The sequence below is a fragment of the Streptomyces sp. NPDC058284 genome, from assembly GCF_042881135.1.
In the GTDB taxonomy this organism is placed as follows: Bacteria; Actinomycetota; Actinomycetes; order Streptomycetales; family Streptomycetaceae; genus Streptomyces.
In genome coordinates, this window is the sequence record NZ_JBHVYE010000002.1 from 442,428 (window position 1) to 460,528 (window position 18,101).

Annotated in this window: 17 protein-coding genes, 3 tRNA genes and 3 pseudogenes; 9 read left to right on the top strand and 14 right to left on the bottom strand. The window is 67.6% G+C overall.

The genetic code is table 11. The annotated features are described in order from the left end of the window. Positions 1 to 66: 66 nt before the first annotated feature. The 4 genes from msrB to ACFVYR_RS05170 all read right to left on the bottom strand — a co-directional run bounded on the left by msrB (position 67) and on the right by ACFVYR_RS05170 (position 3,432). Positions 67 to 471 carry a peptide-methionine (R)-S-oxide reductase MsrB gene (gene msrB, locus ACFVYR_RS05155; protein ID WP_384248589.1) on the bottom strand — a complete coding sequence of 135 codons (405 nt, stop codon included), beginning with the start codon at positions 469 to 471 and terminating at the stop codon, positions 67 to 69. A 24-nt stretch (positions 472 to 495) separates the two neighbouring features. Then, on the bottom strand, positions 496 to 1,902 hold the full coding sequence (gene murC, locus ACFVYR_RS05160) for a UDP-N-acetylmuramate--L-alanine ligase (protein ID WP_384248591.1): 1,407 nt from the start codon (positions 1,900 to 1,902) through the stop codon (positions 496 to 498). 91 nt (positions 1,903 to 1,993) lie between these two features. After that, the gene (locus tag ACFVYR_RS05165) at positions 1,994 to 2,458 is read right to left on the bottom strand and encodes an indole-3-glycerol phosphate synthase (protein WP_384248727.1); all 465 of its coding nucleotides are present in this window, start codon (positions 2,456 to 2,458) and stop codon (positions 1,994 to 1,996) included. 152 nt (positions 2,459 to 2,610) lie between these two features. Then, entirely contained in the window at positions 2,611 to 3,432 is an 822-nt protein-coding gene (locus ACFVYR_RS05170; RefSeq protein ID WP_384248593.1) for a pyrimidine reductase family protein, read from the bottom strand. Between the two features lie 105 nt (positions 3,433 to 3,537). Here ACFVYR_RS05170 and zapE point away from each other — a divergent pair, with 105 nt between their 5' ends. Both zapE and ACFVYR_RS05180 read left to right on the top strand, forming a co-directional pair. Beyond that, positions 3,538 to 4,629, top strand: coding sequence for a cell division protein ZapE (zapE, locus tag ACFVYR_RS05175; RefSeq protein ID WP_384248595.1), 1,092 nt, complete (start codon positions 3,538 to 3,540; stop codon positions 4,627 to 4,629). Positions 4,630 to 4,765: 136 nt separating this feature from the next. Then, entirely contained in the window at positions 4,766 to 6,127 is a 1,362-nt protein-coding gene (locus ACFVYR_RS05180) for a PhoX family protein (protein WP_384248597.1), read from the top strand. A 19-nt stretch (positions 6,128 to 6,146) separates the two neighbouring features. On the opposite strand, the pseudogene sph reads toward ACFVYR_RS05180, so the two are convergent. From sph to ACFVYR_RS05195, 3 genes and pseudogenes are all read right to left on the bottom strand, one after another. Beyond that, positions 6,147 to 7,107: pseudogene (sph, locus tag ACFVYR_RS05185) on the bottom strand (sphingomyelin phosphodiesterase). Between the two features lie 311 nt (positions 7,108 to 7,418). Continuing rightward, complete coding sequence (locus tag ACFVYR_RS05190; protein ID WP_384248598.1) at positions 7,419 to 7,628, bottom strand: DUF397 domain-containing protein; 210 nt, start codon at positions 7,626 to 7,628, stop codon at positions 7,419 to 7,421. Continuing rightward, entirely contained in the window at positions 7,625 to 8,452 is an 828-nt protein-coding gene (locus ACFVYR_RS05195) for a helix-turn-helix transcriptional regulator (RefSeq protein WP_384248599.1), read from the bottom strand. Before ACFVYR_RS05195 ends, ACFVYR_RS05190 begins: the two co-directional genes overlap by 4 nt. Positions 8,453 to 8,558: 106 nt before the next feature. On the opposite strand from ACFVYR_RS05195, the pseudogene ACFVYR_RS05200 reads away from it, so the two are divergent. From ACFVYR_RS05200 to ACFVYR_RS05225, 6 genes and pseudogenes are all read left to right on the top strand, one after another. Beyond that, positions 8,559 to 8,753, top strand: a pseudogene (locus ACFVYR_RS05200) (hypothetical protein); the annotation flags it as partial. 918 nt (positions 8,754 to 9,671) lie between these two features. Next, positions 9,672 to 10,115, top strand: a complete 444-nt coding sequence (locus tag ACFVYR_RS05205; RefSeq protein WP_384248601.1) for a hypothetical protein — start codon at positions 9,672 to 9,674, stop codon at positions 10,113 to 10,115. Between the two features lie 373 nt (positions 10,116 to 10,488). Further along, positions 10,489 to 10,749, top strand: a complete 261-nt coding sequence (locus ACFVYR_RS05210; protein ID WP_384248603.1) for a hypothetical protein — start codon at positions 10,489 to 10,491, stop codon at positions 10,747 to 10,749. 66 nt (positions 10,750 to 10,815) lie between these two features. Continuing rightward, a tRNA-OTHER gene (locus tag ACFVYR_RS05215) sits at positions 10,816 to 10,903 on the top strand. A 63-nt stretch (positions 10,904 to 10,966) separates the two neighbouring features. After that, a complete protein-coding gene (locus ACFVYR_RS05220; protein WP_384248604.1) occupies positions 10,967 to 11,878 on the top strand; it encodes a radical SAM/SPASM domain-containing protein in 912 nt (303 codons plus the stop codon). A 20-nt stretch (positions 11,879 to 11,898) separates the two neighbouring features. Then, the gene (locus tag ACFVYR_RS05225; RefSeq protein WP_384248606.1) at positions 11,899 to 12,702 is read left to right on the top strand and encodes a protein kinase; all 804 of its coding nucleotides are present in this window, start codon (positions 11,899 to 11,901) and stop codon (positions 12,700 to 12,702) included. A gap of 9 nt (positions 12,703 to 12,711) precedes the next feature. Here ACFVYR_RS05225 and ACFVYR_RS05230 read toward each other — a convergent pair. From ACFVYR_RS05230 to ACFVYR_RS05240, 3 genes and pseudogenes are all read right to left on the bottom strand, one after another. Beyond that, a pseudogene (locus tag ACFVYR_RS05230) lies at positions 12,712 to 13,116 on the bottom strand (hypothetical protein); the annotation flags it as partial. A gap of 18 nt (positions 13,117 to 13,134) precedes the next feature. Further along, a tRNA-Ser gene (locus tag ACFVYR_RS05235) sits at positions 13,135 to 13,208 on the bottom strand. A 55-nt stretch (positions 13,209 to 13,263) separates the two neighbouring features. Then, positions 13,264 to 13,340 (bottom strand) — tRNA-Arg (locus tag ACFVYR_RS05240). 155 nt (positions 13,341 to 13,495) lie between these two features. Here ACFVYR_RS05240 and ACFVYR_RS05245 point away from each other — a divergent pair. After that, on the top strand, positions 13,496 to 13,951 hold the full coding sequence (locus tag ACFVYR_RS05245) for a hypothetical protein (RefSeq protein ID WP_384248607.1): 456 nt from the start codon (positions 13,496 to 13,498) through the stop codon (positions 13,949 to 13,951). A 413-nt stretch (positions 13,952 to 14,364) separates the two neighbouring features. On the opposite strand, the gene ACFVYR_RS05250 is transcribed toward ACFVYR_RS05245, so the two are convergent. The 4 genes from ACFVYR_RS05250 to ACFVYR_RS05265 form a co-directional block, all read right to left on the bottom strand. Next, positions 14,365 to 15,975 carry a recombinase family protein gene (locus ACFVYR_RS05250; protein ID WP_384248610.1) on the bottom strand — a complete coding sequence of 537 codons (1,611 nt, stop codon included), beginning with the start codon at positions 15,973 to 15,975 and terminating at the stop codon, positions 14,365 to 14,367. A 12-nt stretch (positions 15,976 to 15,987) separates the two neighbouring features. Beyond that, positions 15,988 to 16,167 carry a hypothetical protein gene (locus ACFVYR_RS05255; protein ID WP_384248612.1) on the bottom strand — a complete coding sequence of 60 codons (180 nt, stop codon included), beginning with the start codon at positions 16,165 to 16,167 and terminating at the stop codon, positions 15,988 to 15,990. Between the two features lie 272 nt (positions 16,168 to 16,439). After that, complete coding sequence (locus ACFVYR_RS05260) at positions 16,440 to 17,501, bottom strand: cytochrome P450 (RefSeq protein WP_384248615.1); 1,062 nt, start codon at positions 17,499 to 17,501, stop codon at positions 16,440 to 16,442. 190 nt (positions 17,502 to 17,691) lie between these two features. Continuing rightward, on the bottom strand, positions 17,692 to 18,054 hold the full coding sequence (locus ACFVYR_RS05265) for a tryptorubin family RiPP precursor (protein WP_384248617.1): 363 nt from the start codon (positions 18,052 to 18,054) through the stop codon (positions 17,692 to 17,694). Positions 18,055 to 18,101 lie beyond the last annotated feature (47 nt).

Sequence of the window (18,101 nt, forward strand, 5' to 3'; positions counted from 1 at the left end):
TGACGGCGATTCGGCACGGCGACGGCGACCCCGCCGCCGTGCCCACGTAGGCCGCCCGCCGGAGGCTCAGTCCTCCGCCGCCAACCGCAACGAAATGCTGTTGATGCAGTACCGCTGGTCCGTTGGCGTCGGGTAGCCCTCGCCCTCGAAGACGTGGCCCAGGTGCGAGCCGCAGCGGGCGCAGCGCACCTCGGTGCGGACCATGCCGTGCGAGGTGTCCTGGATCAGTTCGACCGCGTCCGTGTCCTTGGGGTCGTAGAAGCTCGGCCAGCCGCAGTGGGACTCGAACTTCTCCTGCGAGGTGAACAGCTCCGCGCCGCAGGCGCGGCAGGAGTAGACGCCCTTGGTCTTGGTGTCCGTGTACTCACCCACGAAGGCCGGCTCCGTGCCGGCCTGGCGCAGCACCGCGTACTCCGAAGGGGTCAGTTCGGCCCGCCACTGCTCGTCCGGCTTCTCGACGTCGTACGACATGGGTGGAATCCCCTCAACTTCGGTCTACTGCTTCGACAGCTCGGCCAGGATCTGCGGGCCGAGGTCCGTGACGTCGCCCGCTCCCATGGTGAGAACGAGATCACCGGTCCGGGCCATTCCCGCGATCTCGCGCACCGCCGCCGCCTTGTCGGGCGCCGCCGTCACCGCGGCGCCTGCCTCGCGGGCGGCGTCGATGATCAGGGTGCTGGTGATGCCGGGGATCGGGTCCTCGCGGGCCGGGTAGATGTCCAGGACCACGGAGGAGTCGGCGAGGGCCAGCGCCTGGCCCATCTCGGTGCCGAGCTCCTGGGTGCGCGAGAAGAGGTGCGGCTGGAAGAGGACCAGGATGCGCGCGTCGCCCGCGGCGGAGCGCATCGCCTCCAGGTCGGCCGTCATCTCGGTCGGGTGGTGCGCGTAGGAGTCGATGACCTGGACACCGGCCGCCTCGCCCTTGAGCTGGAGGCGGCGCTTGACGCCGGTGTACGACTTCAGGGCGCCGGCCAGGTTCCGGGAGGGGATGCCGAGCGCGATGCCCGCGGCGAGGGCGGCGACCGCGTTGTTCGCGTAGTGGCGGCCGGGCACCGAGACCTGGAAGGTGAGGAACTTGCCGTCGAGGACGACCGTGACCTCGCTGGTCAGGCCGCGTGCCGTGATCTTGTGGATGCGCAGGTCGGCGCCTTCGGCCTCGCCGTACGTGACGATCTTCAGCTCGCCCAGGTCCCGCAGGCGCCTCGTCAGCTCCACGGCGCCCGGCTGGTCGGCGGAGATGACCAGCGTGCCGCCGGGCACGACCTTGCCCGCGAAGATCTCGAAGGATTCGTAGATCTCGTCCATCGACGCGTAGTTGGCGTGGTGGTCGAGCTCGACGTTGAGGACGATGGCGACCTCGGGCGTGTACTTGTGGAAGCTGCGGTCGCTTTCGTCGGCCTCGGCGACGAAGATGTCGCCCTCGCCGTGCAGCGCGTTCGTGCCGGGCGCGTCCAGGTCGCCGCCGATCGCGTACGACGGGCCGAGGCCGAGGGTGGAGAGGGTGACGGCCAGCATCGACGTCGTGGTCGTCTTGCCGTGCGTACCCGCGACCGCGATCGGACGCAGCCCCTCCATCAGGGCGGCCAGGGCGTCCGAGCGGTGCACGACGGGGATGCCGAGTTCGGTGGCGCGGGCCAGCTCGGGGTTGTCGGCGCGGATCGCCGAGGAGACGACGACGCAGGTCGCGTCGGTGGCGAGGTGCGCGGCGTCGTGGCCGATGTGGACCGTGGCGCCGAGCGCGCGCAGCGCCTGGGCCGTGGCGGACTCCCGGGCGTCGCTGCCCGCGACCTTGGCACCGCGCTGGGCCAGGATCTTCGCGATGCCCGACATGCCGGCGCCGCCGATGCCGATGAAGTGCGGTCGGTCCATGTCGGCCATGGACTGGGGCAGGCCGGGTGCCATGCGTGTGTCTCCCCTGGTGTTACGACGAGTGAGCGGGCCCCAGCCTATTGCCTCCCGCGACGCGCGAGGCCCGAGGCACCCGGCGCCGTGCCTACGCCTCGTCCGCCAGGCTGTGCGAGAACAGCTTCAGGACCGGCACGCCCACCTTGTGGCGCGCCCGCGAGGCCCAGTCCCGGTGGAAGAACTCCTCCACGTAGTGCGGGTCGGTCAGGACGATCACCTCGTCGGCGTCGGCCTCGCCGACCAGCGTCTTGAGTGCGTCCAGTGGGTGATTCTCGATGAGCCGCCCCTGTGCCGCGCAGCCCGCCGCGCGCAGTGCCGTGAGGGAGACCTGCAGCGCCCGCTCGCCGGGGCCCGCCGCTTCCGCCCCCTCAGGGGTCTCGCCCTCGCGCGCCGCCTCGTCCAGCTCGCCCAGGGCGACGTCGTCGATGGCCCGCAGGAGGCGGTCCGCCTGGTCGCCCCTGGGCTGGAGCAGCACGTGGAAGGCGACCGGCTCGTCCCCGTGCAAAGTGGTGACGAATTCAACGTCGGCGGACGTCAGGGCCTTCTCGATCATCAATACGCTTGTGAACACGCCAGGCGCCCTTCTCATCCGTGGGCCGTGCTGAAAGGCCCGTGCGGAAACCATCCTGCCCCGTGACCGCACGGGGACTGCGAGATCTAGTGTGCCCGGCCGAAGACAAACGGAACGGCCGACTCCGCTTTTTGTCAGGGGCGGCGGTACCGAGTGAAGAGAAACCCGGCCTCTTCCAGGACGGATGTCAGGACGAACCGCTCCGGTACCGCGAGCGCGGACCCGCCCGCGATCCGCTGCGCGTCCCCCGCCGTGAGCATCGGCGACACCGTCAGGCAGAGCTCGTCCAGCGCCCCGGCGGCCACGAACTGGCCCAGGAGCCGGGGCCCGCCCTCCGTGAGCAGCCGGGTCAGCCCCCGCTCGGCGAGGGCCGGGGCCACCCGCTCCGGCTCCACCGTCGCGCCCTCCCCGGCGAGCACCACGACGGCGCCCGCCTTCTCCGCCGCGTCGATGCGGTCGGCGGGCGCGGCGGCCCCGGTGACCAGGAGCGTGGGCGTCAGGGGCGCGGTGAAGAGCGGGAGCGAGAAGTCCAGGTCGAGGCCCGCGCTGACGACCACGATGGCGGGCGCCGGTGACTGTCCGGCCGCGGCCCTGTGCCGCTCGAACGCCGTACGCGCCTTCGCGGGGCGGTAGCCCTCCTTGCGGACCGTCTCGGCGCCCACGATCACGGCGTCGGCGAGGGCCCGCAGCGTGCCGAAGATCCGCATGTCGGTGTCGCCAGAGATCGGGTGGGAGCGGCCGTCGTGGTGGGCGGCGCCGTCGAGCGTGGAGACCATGTTGGCGCGCAGCCAGGTGGCCTCCCCCGCGGGGTAGCGGTAGGCGTCCGCCAGCTCGTCGAGGCTCCACTCGCGGTCGGCCGCGCGGATGTCCGGCCCGTGGGCCGCCCGGTCGGTGACGTCGGCCGCCCGGTCGGTGACGTCGGCTGTCTGGTCGGTCACAGGGAACAGGCGTCGCATATCCGCAGTCTCGCATGCCCCTCAAGAGCCTGTGTCGCATCTCCGGCCGGGTGGGCGCCGCCCGGCACGCCCGGGGACATGACACAGGCTCTAAGCTGGGTAACCGTGTCGTCCTCCACCTCCGCGCCCCAGCACGGCCACATAGCCGAAGTGGCCCCGCTCTCCCTGTGCGCCCGTGAGCCCCATGTCCCCGCCGACCGCCTGGTCGCCGAGATGGTGCCGCCGCCGCGCTTCGACTCGGTGCGCTTCGACACGTACATTCCGGACCCGAACCAGCCGAGCCAGACCGAGGCCGTCCGCGTCCTCGGCGCCTTCGCGGCGGGGCTCGGCGGGGCGCACGCCTCCGGGTCGGGCAAGAAGCGGTGGTTTAAGAAGAAGGCCGCCGCCCCGGCGGGCCCGCGCGGCATCTACCTCGACGGCGGCTACGGCGTCGGCAAGACCCACCTCCTCGCCTCCCTCTGGCACGCGGCGCCCGCCGCGCCCGGGCAGAAGGCGTTCGGCACCTTCGTCGAGCTCACGAACCTGGTCGGCGCGCTCGGCTTCCAGCAGACCGTGCGCACCCTCGGCGACCACCGGCTGCTCTGCATCGACGAATTCGAACTGGACGACCCGGGCGACACGGTGCTGGTGTCGTCCCTGCTCAGCAAGCTCGTCGAGCAGGGCGTGGCGCTCGCCGCGACCTCGAACACGCTGCCCGGCAAGCTCGGTGAGGGCCGGTTCGCGGCCACGGACTTCATGCGCGAGATCCAGGGCCTGTCGTCCCACTTCAAGGCGTTGCGGATCGACGGCGAGGACTACCGCCACCGCGGTCTTCCGGAGGCTCCGGCTCCGTATTCGGAGGAGCAGGTCACCAAGGCGGCGTACGCGACCGAGGGCGCCTCGCTCGACGACTTCCCGCACCTGCTCACCCATCTGGCCAAGGTCCACCCGAGCCGGTACGGCGCGCTGACCGACGAGCTCACCGCCGTCTGCCTCACCGATGTGACGCCCGTGCCCGACCAGTCGACCGCGCTGCGTCTTGTGGTGCTCGCCGACCGGCTGTACGACCGAGAGGTACCGGTGCTCGCCTCCGGCGTGCCCTTCGACCGGCTCTTCAGCGAGGACATGCTGAACGGCGGATACCGGAAGAAGTACTTCCGCGCCATTTCGCGGCTCACGGCGCTCGCACGGGACGCCAAGGGGCTCGTGGGCGAGTAGCCCGTGGCCCCCGACCGCTCAGTGGGGCCGCGACGCGACGCACGAAACGGAAGCTACGCGCGTGGTTCCCGTGCACCAAGGCGCGTGGTACACACATCCGGTCACATTCCTGTCCGCCAGCAGGAGGTCGCCCATCATGTCTGCCACTCGACGTCAGGTTCTCGCCCGCACCGGTGCGCTGGGCGCGGGGATCGCCTTCACCGGCGCTCTGTCGGAACTCTTCGCGGGCACCGCCGCCGCGCACGGGAAGGCCGGCTACGGCCCTCTCGTACCCGACCCCAAGGGTCTGCTCGATCTGCCGAAAGGTTTCCGCTACCGGGTGCTCTCACGGGAGGGCGACGACCTCCGTTCGGGTGAGGGCAAGGTGCCGAGCAACCACGACGGCATGGCCGCCTTCCCGGGCAAGGACGGCGGCGTCCACCTCGTGCGCAACCACGAGAACCGCGTCACCGGCAAGATCGCCGTACCGACCGTCAAGGGGCTCACGTACGACCCGATGGGCAAGGGCGGCTGTACGGCGCTGTCCCTCGACCGGCGGAACAACGTCCGCGCCGAGCGCGTCGCGATCGCCGGGACCGCCGTCAACTGCGCGGGCGGGCCCACCCCTTGGGGCACCTGGCTGACCTGCGAGGAGACCGAGGACAAGGCAGGCACGAACGGCTACACCAAGGACCACGGCTTCATCTTCGAGGTCGACCCGGTGGATCCGCACCGCACCGGCGCGGTGCCGCTGACCGCGATGGGCCGCTTCCAGCACGAGGCGATCGCCGTCGACCCCCGGCGCGGCATCGTCTACGAGACCGAGGACGCCTTCGACAAGCCCTTCGGCCTCTTCTACCGCTTCCTGCCCAAGAAGCCCCTGGGCGGCCGCGGTTCGCTGCGCGCGGGCGGCACGCTGCAGGCGATGCGGGTGCCCGGCGTGCCCGACCTGTCGGCCGTCACCGAGACGGGCGCGCACTTCGACGGCATCGAGTGGGTCGACGTGCCGGACCCGCTCGCCGCCCGGACCGCCATCCGCTTCCAGGACTTCGGCAAGAAGGGCATCACGCACGCGCAGAAGCTGGAGGGCTGCTACTGGGGCGGCTCGTCCGTCTACTTCGTGTCGTCCTTCGCCCACAGCGCGGCCGGCTCCGCGGGCGATCACTACGGCCAGATCTGGCGGTACGACCCGTCCCGGCGCCGCCTCACCCTCGTGATCGTCTTCGGCCCGAGCACCGACATCCAGCTGCCCGGCGAGTCACCCGACAACATCTGCCTCGCGCCCACCGGCGGCCTGATGGTCTGCGAGGACGGCGGCGGCGCCCAGTACGTGTTCGGCCTCACTCGCCAGGGCGAGGTCTACGCGATGGCCCGCGGCCGGCAGAACATCGGCACCCCGGAGCAGCCCGAGTGGGGCGAGTTCGCGGGCGTCACCTTCTCGCCGGACCACGACACGATGTACGTGAACTGCTACACGCCCGGCACGACGTTCGCGGTGACGGGACCCTGGCACAAGTAGCGCGCCCGGCCGCTCCCGGTCAGTTCCCGGCCACCACCGGGTAGTGGTCCGACAGGTTCGTGTACGTGTACTTCTTGCCCCAGCTGGAGACCGTCCAGGGCGCGCTCCGCTCCTTGACCACGTCGTTCCGCCAGGTGGCGGGGCGGGCGTGGCCCTTGCGGTGGAGGACGAAGTCGAGGTCCTCGCGGGGGTCGTCCGGGTAGCGCTCGGCGGCGATCGAGTTGTCCTTCGTGTCGAAGGAGTACGGGTGGCCGGTGCGGGCGTCGGCGGGGGCGAGGCCCCCGTCGGCGAGCATCGAGGCGTACTCGGAGCTGTGCGAGTCGACGTTGAAGTCCCCCGCCACGATGACCTGTTCGCCCGCCGGGATGTTCTTGGCGTCCAGGAAGGCGTCCATCTCCTTGAACTGCCGGGCGCGGGTGGCCGCGGCCTCGCCGGTGCCGCACCCGGAGTCGGTGGACTGGGTGTGCGTGCCGACGACGTGCGTCCTGGTGCCGTTCACGTCCAACACGGCATAGACGAAGCCCTTGTTGGAGTACGAGTCGGAGCCGCACGCGTCCTTGTAGACGTACTGCTCCTTGCGCACGATCGGCCACTTGCTCAGGACCGTCACGCCGCCGTCCTCGGGCGTCGCCGAGGAGTACGCGCCGCCGGTGGCGTCCCAGCCGTCCTTGCCGCGGCCCATCACGGGCGTCTGGTGCGGGTAGCGGTCCGCCGCGGCGGCCTTCAGCGCGTCGGACGAGGAGTTGTCGAACGCCTCCTGGAGCACCACGACGTCCTGCCCCTGGAAGAATCCGGCGGCCGGGATCGCCCGGGCGCGGTGGTCCTGGCCCCAGTTCGGATAGAGCGTCTTGCTGAACAGGAAGACAGGTTAAGTGTAGTACGTACAGGCGGGCAAGAGCCTCTTCCGTTCCCAGAGCTTGAAGGGCGGACGGGGCTTCACACGCAGGGACGACAAGACCCCTACTGGTGGCGCTGAACATCACCGGCAAGACAAAGCCCCCGGCAGTGCCGGGGGCCCGCGGCCCGTGCCCTCTGTGCAGGGCCCGGGCAGTCTTAGCGCTGCGCGTCGGCCACGAAGGCGCCCCAAGCCGAAGCCGGTTGAGAAAGCCCCCCCGGCGCCGCCTTGAGGAGAGACTCGCGCTCTCCCTCGGCTAGGCGCGAGAGAGGCCCGGACAGAGAAAGTGTCCGGGCCTCTTATTCGTGGCGGAGGCCTCCTCCGTGGCGTGCGATGGCGCAGCGAAGCCCCACCATGCCTGAGCATGATGGGGCTGCCTTGAACTCTGCGCTCTACTCAGATGGTCCCGAACTCTCCACTCTTAACGCTCATCACGAAGGAAGCGAACGTATCGGCGGGGAAGTCCAGTACCGGGCCGGTCGGGTTCTTGGAGTCACGGACGGGAACCATGCCGCGAGAAGCGACAAGGTTCGTGGCGACCTCGATGCACTGGCCGCCGTTGTTGCTGTACGAGGACGTGAACCACTGCGGGTTGTCGGTCGTCACGAGGTGCCCTTTCGAAGCTGTTCGATCATGGCCACGGAAGCCGCCTGCGAGAGCGCTTCGGCCTGCAACTGATGGTAGGCCGTAAGCGTCGGCAGCACGAATGTGCTTTCCCGTTCCAGGTGGCCCCGTTGGGCGGACTCTGCGTAGGACATGAGGGAGCGGTCAGGCAGCGTCAGCACGGTGATCGGGAGATCGAATGGACGCCGTGCCCCCATGGCGAACGGCGCGACCTGTAGCACGGTGTGCGGCAGCTCGGCGAACTCCACCAGTCCCGCCAACTGTGCGGCCATGGTCGCGGAGTCTCCGATGGGGCGACGGAGACAGCTTTCGTCGAGCACAACCAAAATCAGCGGCGGCGGTGTCCTGGTGAGCGCATCCTGTCGCTCTGCAATGAGCGAGACCCGCTCGTGCGCCTGGTCGTCAGTGATCGCCCCTCGTTTGACTGCGCTGGTGGCAAGGGTCTCGGCGTAGTCCGGTGTCTGTAGCAGGCCAGGGATCACGCCTACTTCGTACAGCCGAATCTCTGCCGCATGTCGCTCGTAGCCGATGTACTCAGGGAACCCCTCTAGTAGCGCGGTGTCCCGTACGGCCCGCCCCTGTCGCTCGAACCGGTCGCCTGTGCCAAACGCCTTGTCAGCACTTGCTGAGAAGCGCGGAGTTGGGGAGCGGCGGCCAGTTTCAACGGCGGAAATGTGTGTCCCCGAGAAGCCCATGCGTGCGCCTAGCTCGTCCTGCGTCCAACCCCGTTCGTCCCGCAACCTGCGCAGACGCTCTCCGAACGCCGCTACGGGTGACGCGCTCGCGTCCAGCTCTTTTCGGTTCAATGGCTCCCGCCCAACTCTTCGTTCAAATCACGCAAGTTGAAGACCGTCTGACTGTAGGCCACGCTGAAGCATCCGAGTAGCGGAAGCACTACGGAGAGGAGCGGCGATGTCTGCGCAGAACGTTCCCACAAACAAGACCGACCGCGTTCCCGACGTCGGCACGCTCATGGTGGACACCAGCCGAGACCGAGTTGGAGAGTTCCGCGGAGTCGCCGGCCCGTACTGGGCACTGCGCCCTGTCTGCGGCGGAATTGAGTGGGACGCAGTCCCCGAGCAGGTACGTCCGGTGGACGTCGCAGAGGGGGGCCACGCCCCAAAACTCCCTCCCGCAGCCTGCGTTGTGGCGGAACTGGTCGCCCTTGTGCAGGCAGGCGGATTCTGGCGACTAGCCCCTGCATGGCCTCCGCGAACGGGCCATGTCGATCCAACCCGCGACGCGCCTCGCGACGTTGAGTCAGGACTACAGCCGCAGTTGCCTCCCCCGCAAAGGGGAGACGGACGAGTGAGCGCCGACCCGGCCCGGATACCGTCGGCAGACCCCGGCCCCTGTACCTGCTCCGACCCCAATTGCCAGCTGACATACCCGCCATCCGGGCAGCGTGACCTTGCGGGGGCGGCGAGCAAGGCTCTGCTTGAGCTACGCGAACAGGCTCGCGCTGGCATCGAACGGCGGCGCACGTTCGGCTCGTTGGGGTGACTGTTGTGGGCGCGGCAACGCCCGAGAAGCCCACCTTGGGCCCGTACGAGATCAGCCCCACGGAATGGTACGGAGGAGTGTTGGACGTGAAGTCTGGCGGGCCCCACTTCCCGCCCGGTCCCAAACCGGACGCCGACAACGACCAGGACCACGCGCCGACGACAGATGAATTGTTGGCTGACCGGGTGGCGAGGTTGGGGGCAGAGATCGAACAACACCTTGAGACGCTGAGGCGGCTGTAATGGGAGAGCGGTACGGCTTCCGGCGCTTCCACGTTGAGGCGGACACCGAACCCGACGCGGAGCCCCGAACATACGCAATGCAATGCGCCGTGTGCGGCGACTCTGGGCCCACGGTGGGCGCTGAGAAGGAAGCGAGCCCGGACGCTCAGACGAAGGCGGAGTGCGAAGCGGCGAAGACGGCAGCCGTTTGGACTGCCGACCACCGGAACGCCAACCGTGAGCACCTCACGTACCGGCTCATGTCCAGTGCCCCATACCGCGTCGTGCCGGGGGAGTGGTCATGAACCGACCCGTGGACGGCTATTGGTGCGAAGTAGTCGCGCGCTGCCCCGAAGCAGCTGGCGAATGGTTCCTTGGCGGCTATCAGGCTGGTTCGCCCCGTTTAGCCGTGCGCTGGCTTCGCATGCATGCGATCCGTCTGGCCAACGCCCTCGACCCCATCCCCGAAACCTGCCCGTTCCCGGGGGGAGCCCTACGGGCGACCGACCCAGGTAACCCGAACCCCGGACATGTATTCCGTGAGTGGTCGCGAGACCTGAGGGTTCAGGAAAGGCAGATGGCGGCGCTCAGGACCGGTGAGCCGTTTACCGTGCAAGCTGGCGGGCCGGACAGAATCCTTGATCTTTACGACGTTGACATCTACTTCACGCTGTCAGCGCGCCCAATGGTGCGCGACTTCATGACTGAATGGAAATTGAACGAGAGCAGCCACGCGCTGGCCTAAGCGTTCACCTCAAGACTCCCGTCCCTGTCGGCGCGTAATCCTGGCAGGGGCGGGCCACGCGCCGCTATCGGCAGGGAGGGGCTTCCCCTGAGAGTTCCGGTACCCCCCTACGGCCGGCACTCACCGATAGCGGCGCCCAGCATCACGCCTGACCTCCATACCTAGGGAGAGATCTTGAAACCAAGGTGCCCGATCTGCGGAGACGATCCCAACTGCCCTCACCAGCCCCGCTCTGTGGCGCACAGGTAGAGCTCTGTCCATCTGTAAAACGGAACCCTCTGCCCACTCGGGGCGGCGTGACATTTCGCATCCACAATTCCGCGCCGTCAGGCGCGTTGTGCACCATCCAACCGATACGAGGATACAGGCCTTCGTGGGCAACGAAACGCTGCTGGCAATCACGATCTACTACTTTCTCGGCCACGCTTGGTTTTCGTACAGCGGAAACACTCCCCGGCGTGCCCTCGACAAACTTTACCGGATAGTGCGCCAAAGCACGGGAGATGACTCTTACACCCCCGGCATAACAGTAAAGGCACTCGCTCTGACCTCATGGGCTCTTGTCGGGCCGGTTTTCTGGTGGGTCGATATGTTCAATAATGTGCTCCTGAACGGGAAGCCCAAGAAATACTGATCGACTGATAACAGAGTTCGATAGACGCCGCTCAGGACCTGTGCAGTGGGCTCCATGGGCGGATCTTCCCTTGTAGCTCAGTGGCAGAGCGCGCATACACCGCGAGGGTTTCCCCTTCGCGCGCGGGGCCCCGGTTCGAGTCCGGGCAAGGGATCTGCCTCTCCCCAGCCGTCGGCGGCTGGGGAGAGGTCTCCACCCCCACTTCGAAGGAGAGCGCATGACTGCATCGGTAGTCGAGACTCCCCGATCAACCCCTCCGCAGGCCATCAAGTTCCTGTGGCTGGACCTGACGCGGAAGTGCCAGCTCGCATGTACGCACTGCTACAACTCGTCTGGCCCTGATGGCACCCATGGCGCAATGACCCGTGACGACTGGCTCAACGCTCTGAATCAGGCGCATGAGCTGGGACTCCGAAGCGTCACTCTCATCGGCGGAGAGCCGACCCTGCACCCCCACGCAGTCGAGGTAGCGGAACACGCGCTGAATCTCGGCATCGAGGTAGAGGTCTACAGCAACTTGGTGCACGTACCCAACGTGTGGTGGGACCTCCTCCAGCGCGAGGGCATGTCGCTCGCCACGTCGTACTACTCGGACAAAGCCGAGGAACACAACAGGGTCACCCGGCGCCCGAGCCACGCCAGGACTCGCGCCAACATCGCCAAGGCTATGAAGGCCGGCGTCCCAATCCGAGTGGGCATCGTCGGAGACGATGAGCAGCGCATCGAGGCGGCGAAGCTCGACCTGAAGGCGATGGGCGTCAGCAAGATCGGCGTGGACCGCATCCGGGAGTTCGGACGGGCCTCTGAGGGGCAGGAGCCGGAAGCGGCCAACCTGTGCGGGGGATGTGGTGATGGCAGGGCCTCGATAGACCCCACGGGCAAGGTTTCGCCTTGCGTCTTCTCCACCTGGATGGGTGTCGGTGACGTCCGCGACGACGCGTTGGCCTCTATCCTGGGCGGCCCCGCTCTGTCCGAGGCCGTGGCCTCCATCCATGGCGCAATCGACGGTCAGGCGAAGGCATGCCGCCCTGACTGCGTTCCGAACAACCCGTGTGACCCCCGCTGTGAACCGAACTCCTCGGGGTGCCGGCCGGGTACGCCGCCTAGTGAGTGCAAGCCGAAGAACTGATGTAACCGAGGAGACCCAGCGTGGATGACCTGCCCGACGCTCACTTCAGGGAGCTGATCCACCCCTTCACGGGCAAGGTCACTCACGTACGGGTCCCGGATCGTGGATTCAGCTCCGACTTCGCCGCCATCATCGACAGCGAGCAGGGCCAGTTCTTCGTCAAGGCCATGTTCAACGTTCCCGGAGGGCGGAAGGACTCTATCCTCCGGGAACGGGCGATCAACCCGTACGTGCAGCCACTGTCTCCGCGACTGCTGTGGAGCATTGACGGCGACGAGGACGGATGGATCATCCTCGGGTTCAGTGCCGTTGACGGACGGTCGTCTCGCTTCGAACCGGACTCCCCCGACCTCCCGATCATTGTCGGCGCCCTCAACCGCATTGCGGGTGTTCCGCTTCCCCCTGTTGCGCGGGACTGGCCTGAGACGCGATGGAACGACTTCGCTGCGGACGCAAAAGAGGCAGAACTGTTCCAGGGGGACATGCTTCTGCACACCGACATCAACCCCAGCAACATCATTATTGGGGAACGGGATGTGTGGGTGGTGGACTGGTCTTGGCCCACCCGAGGAGCAGCGTTCATCGATCCGGCCTGCCTCGCCCTGCAACTTATTGCGGCCGGTCACACAGTAGAGAGTGCAGAGTCGCGGGTATCCCAGTGCGCTGTGTGGTCGAAGTCCGATCCTGCCGCAATCGATGCCTTCGCCAGGGCCAACCTTCGGATGTACCGCACACAAGCCAAGCGTTTTCCTGATCAGGCGTGGCTCGGCGCCATGGAAGCAACTGCTCAATCATGGGTCGACTACAGGCAGGGACGCGCCTAGGGCTCTTCGGCCGCGCCGTACGAACATCTGCCACGTGTAGGAGCGGTACTGACCGCCCCTCGTCGGCGTGCTGTCACTCGTCGCCGTAGCGTCATAGCCCGTCGACGAGTTCAGCGGGTCGCGCACGAAGCGCGCCCGGTACTCCAGCGCCTTCGCATCTGGCGCCCAGAACACCATGGCGGACAGGACGCCCCACCCGTCGTGTGACGGCCAGATGAGCCCGGAGCGGGCGTCGGGGTACTTCGATGCCTTGGAGCCTCCCCGTGACGCATCGTGCATCTTCCACGGGTCCTAAGACTCGCCAGCCGTCGTGTAAGGGAAGCGGACGAGGTGATAGCCGTCCTTGTCGTACTGGATCTTCTGCTTCCCTGCGACGCTGGCGTCCCACTTCAGGGAGCAGATAGCGAGGCTCATATGCGCTCCTAGGTGAGTTGGTGTGTCCGGCGGGATTTGAACCCGCGTCGCCCCCTTCACGGGAGAGTTCTAGGCCGCTGAACTACGGACACCGCTACACGCTTCCGGGGAGCAGCCGTAACGCGGAGCCTGCGGGAGCTACCCGCATGGTTGACTCGGCAGGGCTTGAACCTGCGGCCTCGCGATTCGTAGTCGCGCGCTCTGTCCAACTGAGCTACGAGTCATTGGGAGCAGAGTTCGTCCACTCCCACGAAGTACAGCCGCCCACGCTTCAGCCCCGCTCACGGGATCTCTCCTCCGCCGCGGGGCTGCGTGTGGCTCAACTACTATTGCTGAACCGTGGCTTGCCAAGCAGGGGCACCGCCACGACCATCCGGAGATGGACCAGCTCTTTTGGGGAGGTCTCGTTCTTGGGGCTGTATTTGGCGTCGGCGTCGACCTCTGGAAGCGTCCGCTGGACCGGCTCCTGGACCGCAGGCTGGAACACCGTACGGTGACCCGCACGGAGAACCTCGCCCGTCAGCTGCGCCAAGATCGCGGCGCGCTGCGGGACTACCTCGTCGAAGTAATCCTCCAGACCACCCTGATTGGATCGCTGATCGGCCTACTGGCTGGGATCATGTTCAGCGTCGGCACCTTAGCGATCTGGGTGAACCCGGATCCAGCAGCGGACAGTGTCAACATCGCGCTATCCGTCGTAGGGCAGCTTCTCAGTGTGGTCGGTGCGGGTTACATCATCCGTATCGCAGGAGACGCGCTGACGGTCGCCCGCCGGGTGTCCCAACTACGCGCTGAGGATGAGTCAAGGAGGAACCCGCCCTCACCTCCTCCGTAAAGGCTGACGGGCCGACGTCGCTACGACCGCGCTTCAACCCGGAGGAGAGTACGGGGAGCGCAGGAGCGGCGCCGGCCGTCGAAGGAGGGTCGGACCGCTCGCCATTCGCAACGGCCGCGCGTTCCCTCCTACCTATGTAATGGGGCGCGTGTGACGCGGGAGTGATCTTGCTCGTCGTCCTCCCCCGTCAGCTCCCGCGCACAAACCGCCCAACTAACCCCTGTTTTCACTTCTCTCCTTGACGCGTTAGAGAGAGATAGAAATAAGGGGTTGGGTTTGGCACTTTGGCCCCTGAAGTGGCCAAGTCGGCTACACAGCGCAACAGTTCACGGCGCCATAGTCACCCATTGGAGTTACCCACAGCCCCCTGTGGATAATGAGGACGCTCGTCGACGTTGGCGAATTGGCCAGACTTACCTCGACGTGACCTTGAGGGGCACGTCTCCTGCCGATCGCTCCCGAAGAGCCTGGACGGAGGAGGCAATGTCCGCGTCAGGGTCGACGTCTCCAACGAACGGTTGCCACCGTGGCGTGTGCCCGTACGGCCACACCCTCACAGTGACGTCAAACTCAGCCAGGATTGCCCGGCGCTCCCCGTCGTGGGCTGCACCTTCCCACCTGGACCTGACGGTCTCTCCGGTTGGCCGCGTCACCATGCCCGCCGGGCGGATGGGTTCGGCACGAAGCCGTTCAGCCTCCCCAGTCAGTTCGGTGTAACGCGCGCGGTACCACTGGGCGTCGTCCTCGTCTTCGTACAGCCCTGCCGCGCGGTCGTCTCGCAGTCGGTTCCTGTCGTTCAGAACCTCACTGAGGGCCTCTTCGACACCATTCCCAGGGTCGTAGACCGTCTCCATGTACTGATGGTGGCCGTATGTCTCCAGAAACCAACCGGTGAGGGACTCCTCCAGGTAACTGACGTAGATAGTCGGGGACGGCTTGCAGTCGCTGAGACCCTTCGAGCGCGATTTACAGGTCATCGCGACGGGATTTCCCGTGCGGTACTGGCGGTATCCGCAGACGCCGCAACGGGCCCGGTCGGACAGAAGATGTTCGCCGCTAGGCGCCCGCTTCGAATCCCTCTTCTTCGGTCCGAGTTTCGCGACGAGTGCGACGTGCGTAGCCCTGTTCCAGAGCTGAGGCGCCAAGCGAACGGGGTTTCCGGTGTCACTGTCGAGCACCGGGCGTCCCTTGTGCATGAGGTACCCGAGCGCGGCCTCCGACATCAGCATCTTGGCCAACGCGCCACCGTCCCACGGCGTCCCACGGGGCTCCTTACCGGCCATGACACGTTCGTGGTCCGCTGGCGAATAGACCTTCTCCCGTGTGAGCCGCGCAGCTTCGCTGTACTCCGTTACGTCACCCGTCTCATCCGCGAGGATCCGGTTAGCTACGCCCCGGAGGATGTCGACGGCTCGCTCCCGATCCTGGACTTCAGGCGGCATATCTTCTCCGCGATCCAACGCCACGTGATCGATGTTGGCCTTCGCATGCAGCCGGACATACCGGTACCCGTAAGAATGCTTGCCCCGCTTACGGCCTTGAGTCCGCGCCTTCACCGTCTCGTCGCGGTTTCGGTGCTGCGTGGCGCGCAATTCCATCTGCGCGCCCCACGCCTCCATAGTGAACCGGTTCTCGTCGACTGGGTCGTCCAGGTCCCACGGGCCGTCGTGACCATAGGTGACGAGGAGCTTCCCCTCATCACGCATCTTGTAGCCCGTATTGAGACAATCGACGAGGCTACGTCCGATTCGGTCGACGGCAGCACCCGCGATACCGTCATACGGGCCGCGCTCACTGCGCAGCCAGGGTCCCAACTTGGGGCGCGCCATAGGATTTGTGGCGCCTGAGATTTCCCAGTCATCAGCCCACGCAATGACGTGGCCATCCACGCTGCGCACGGCCGACAGGACGTTCTCCCGTTGCCGCTCCGGCGACCACGTGGCGTCTGTCTTCCGCGACAGCCGACGTACCCCTACCAGGCACTTTCCGCAGCCGTCATAAGGTCGCTCGATATCTTCGCCCACCCCAACCCCCTACTAGAGTTGACCCACCCTACTGAACAGGAAGGTGTTGTACGTGAGCACTTTGAGCGAGGGAGGAGCGGCGGCGGACGCGTCGGCGGCGGTCGCGGACGGGGCGACGGCGGCGAACGTGGCGGCGGCGAGGACGGCGGTGACGGTCGCCGCGTGGGTCCTGCGCAGCGCGGTGTGCGGCACGGAAACTCCTGAGGGTGGGGGGCTGGTCGCGGCGGTTCCGGCCGCTGACGAAGCGGCGGCCGTTGTCCGAACGCCCGGTCATCCAACCAGCCGCGATTACTTCTGGGGGTGTTTCGCGTGAACTCCCGCCACCCGCACCGACACACACATGACTTCCGGCTGAACTGCGCCTGTACGCACTTCACGCGCTGCGCGGACACCGAGGTACGGGGCCACCGCGTCCAGGCGTACGAGCGCGGCATCCGGTGTTCCGCCGCCCTGCCGGCCGCTCGCTAGCGCACGCCGCTTCCCTGCCGCACCAGCCGCACCTTGTCCACGCCGAGCAGGCCCGCGAGCGGCACCTTCGCGGTGGCCTGCCGAGGGTCGACGCCCACGCCGTCGGACCGCAGGATGTCGAGCAGCATCCCGGCCAGCGGCATCACCATGTGCCGGCCCCAGCAGCGTTCGGAGACGTGGCCGAAGGGGAGGTAGCCGGGGTGGTCGTCGGGGTCGAGGTCGGCCCAGCGTCCGGCCCTGAACGTGTCGGGGTCGTCCCAGAGGGCGGGGTCGCGGTGGCTGAGCAGCGGGAGCAGCAGGACGTCGTCGCCCGCGCCGATGCGGTCGTCGAGGGCGGGGTACTCGGGGGACGCGTTCCGCAGGATGTTCCAGGATGGTGGCAGCAGCCGCATCGACTCGTACAGGATGTGCTCGTTCGGCGTCTCGTCGTCGAACGGCGCCCCGAGCCAGTACGCGTTGGCGACGAGCGTCGAGACGGTGAAGCAGACCGGGGCGGCGGCCCTGCGGTACAGGCCCATGGCGTAGCGCCGGTCGCTGTACGTCGTGGCGTTCGCGGTCAGGCCCGCGATGCTGGTGACGGGCGCGCCGGGCCGGAGCCTGCCCGGCAGGGCGGCGCCGGTGGCGATGACCGTCCAGGTCAGTTTGGGCGTCAGCTCCAGGGTGCGGTCCATGAGGATGCGCAGCCGGTACGGGTCGGCGCCGAGGATCAGGTCGCGCAGGTACACGTGGCCGACGTGGGGCCACTCGCCGGAGAGGTCGATGCCGCCCGGCACCGGCTTCTTCAGCGCCGTCCGTACGTCCCGTCCGATGGCCTGCATGACGGTGGACGCCTCGGTGCGCGGGATGGAGCGTCCGTGCAGCGGTTTGAAGGTGGGGCGTTCGCGCTCGGTGGCGGGCCGCGCGGCGAGGATCCGGTCGGTCAGCGCGGCGCCGGCGACGCCGACCGTGTCGTGGTCCAGGCGGAACACGTCCTGGCCGCGGTGGTCGCGCAGCAGGGCGTGGAGTCGCGGCGTGAAGACGGTGGCCCGCGCGATCCTGGCGGTACCGGGTATGGACATCGGGAGTCTCCAGAAGCGGGAGGCCCGCGCCCGGCGGCCGGGTCACGGCACACCGGGCACGAGCCTCGACGGCGCGTTACGTCCCCACGGGGACGTCCTGTCACGTCCCCAGGGCACGTGACGGGTCGTCACATCGGTCCCCGTGGGATGCGCATCCGCGCGGGATGCGCGCGGCGACTGCCTCGTCGGCCTAGTACCAGTGGTACCAGGCGTAGGCCTTGAGGCTCTTCTCGCCGGTGATCTTCTTCTTGAGGGAGCGGACAACCTTCATGTGCATACCTCCGGTCGTTTCCGTTCGCCCGTGCCGGACACGGACCTGCGGAGAATCTCCGCAGCCGATCAACAACCGATAAACGGCCAGGTGATGTGCTATGCCGGGCATATCCGGAGTGCGGTGATGAGTGCCGCGGACGGAGTGCGTGAGCGGGACGTCAGCGCGGCGCGAGAGGTGGGTGCGGCGCGAGGCGTCCGTGCGGCGGCGTGTGCGGCTGAGCACCTGGGAAGAGGGGTCCGGGCGGCCGGGCGTTCCGGCCTGCGGGCAGGATTCGGGCATGCCCTCCGTCCGGTCCGGCGGACCAGCAGGGCGCGTACGAGAGAGGC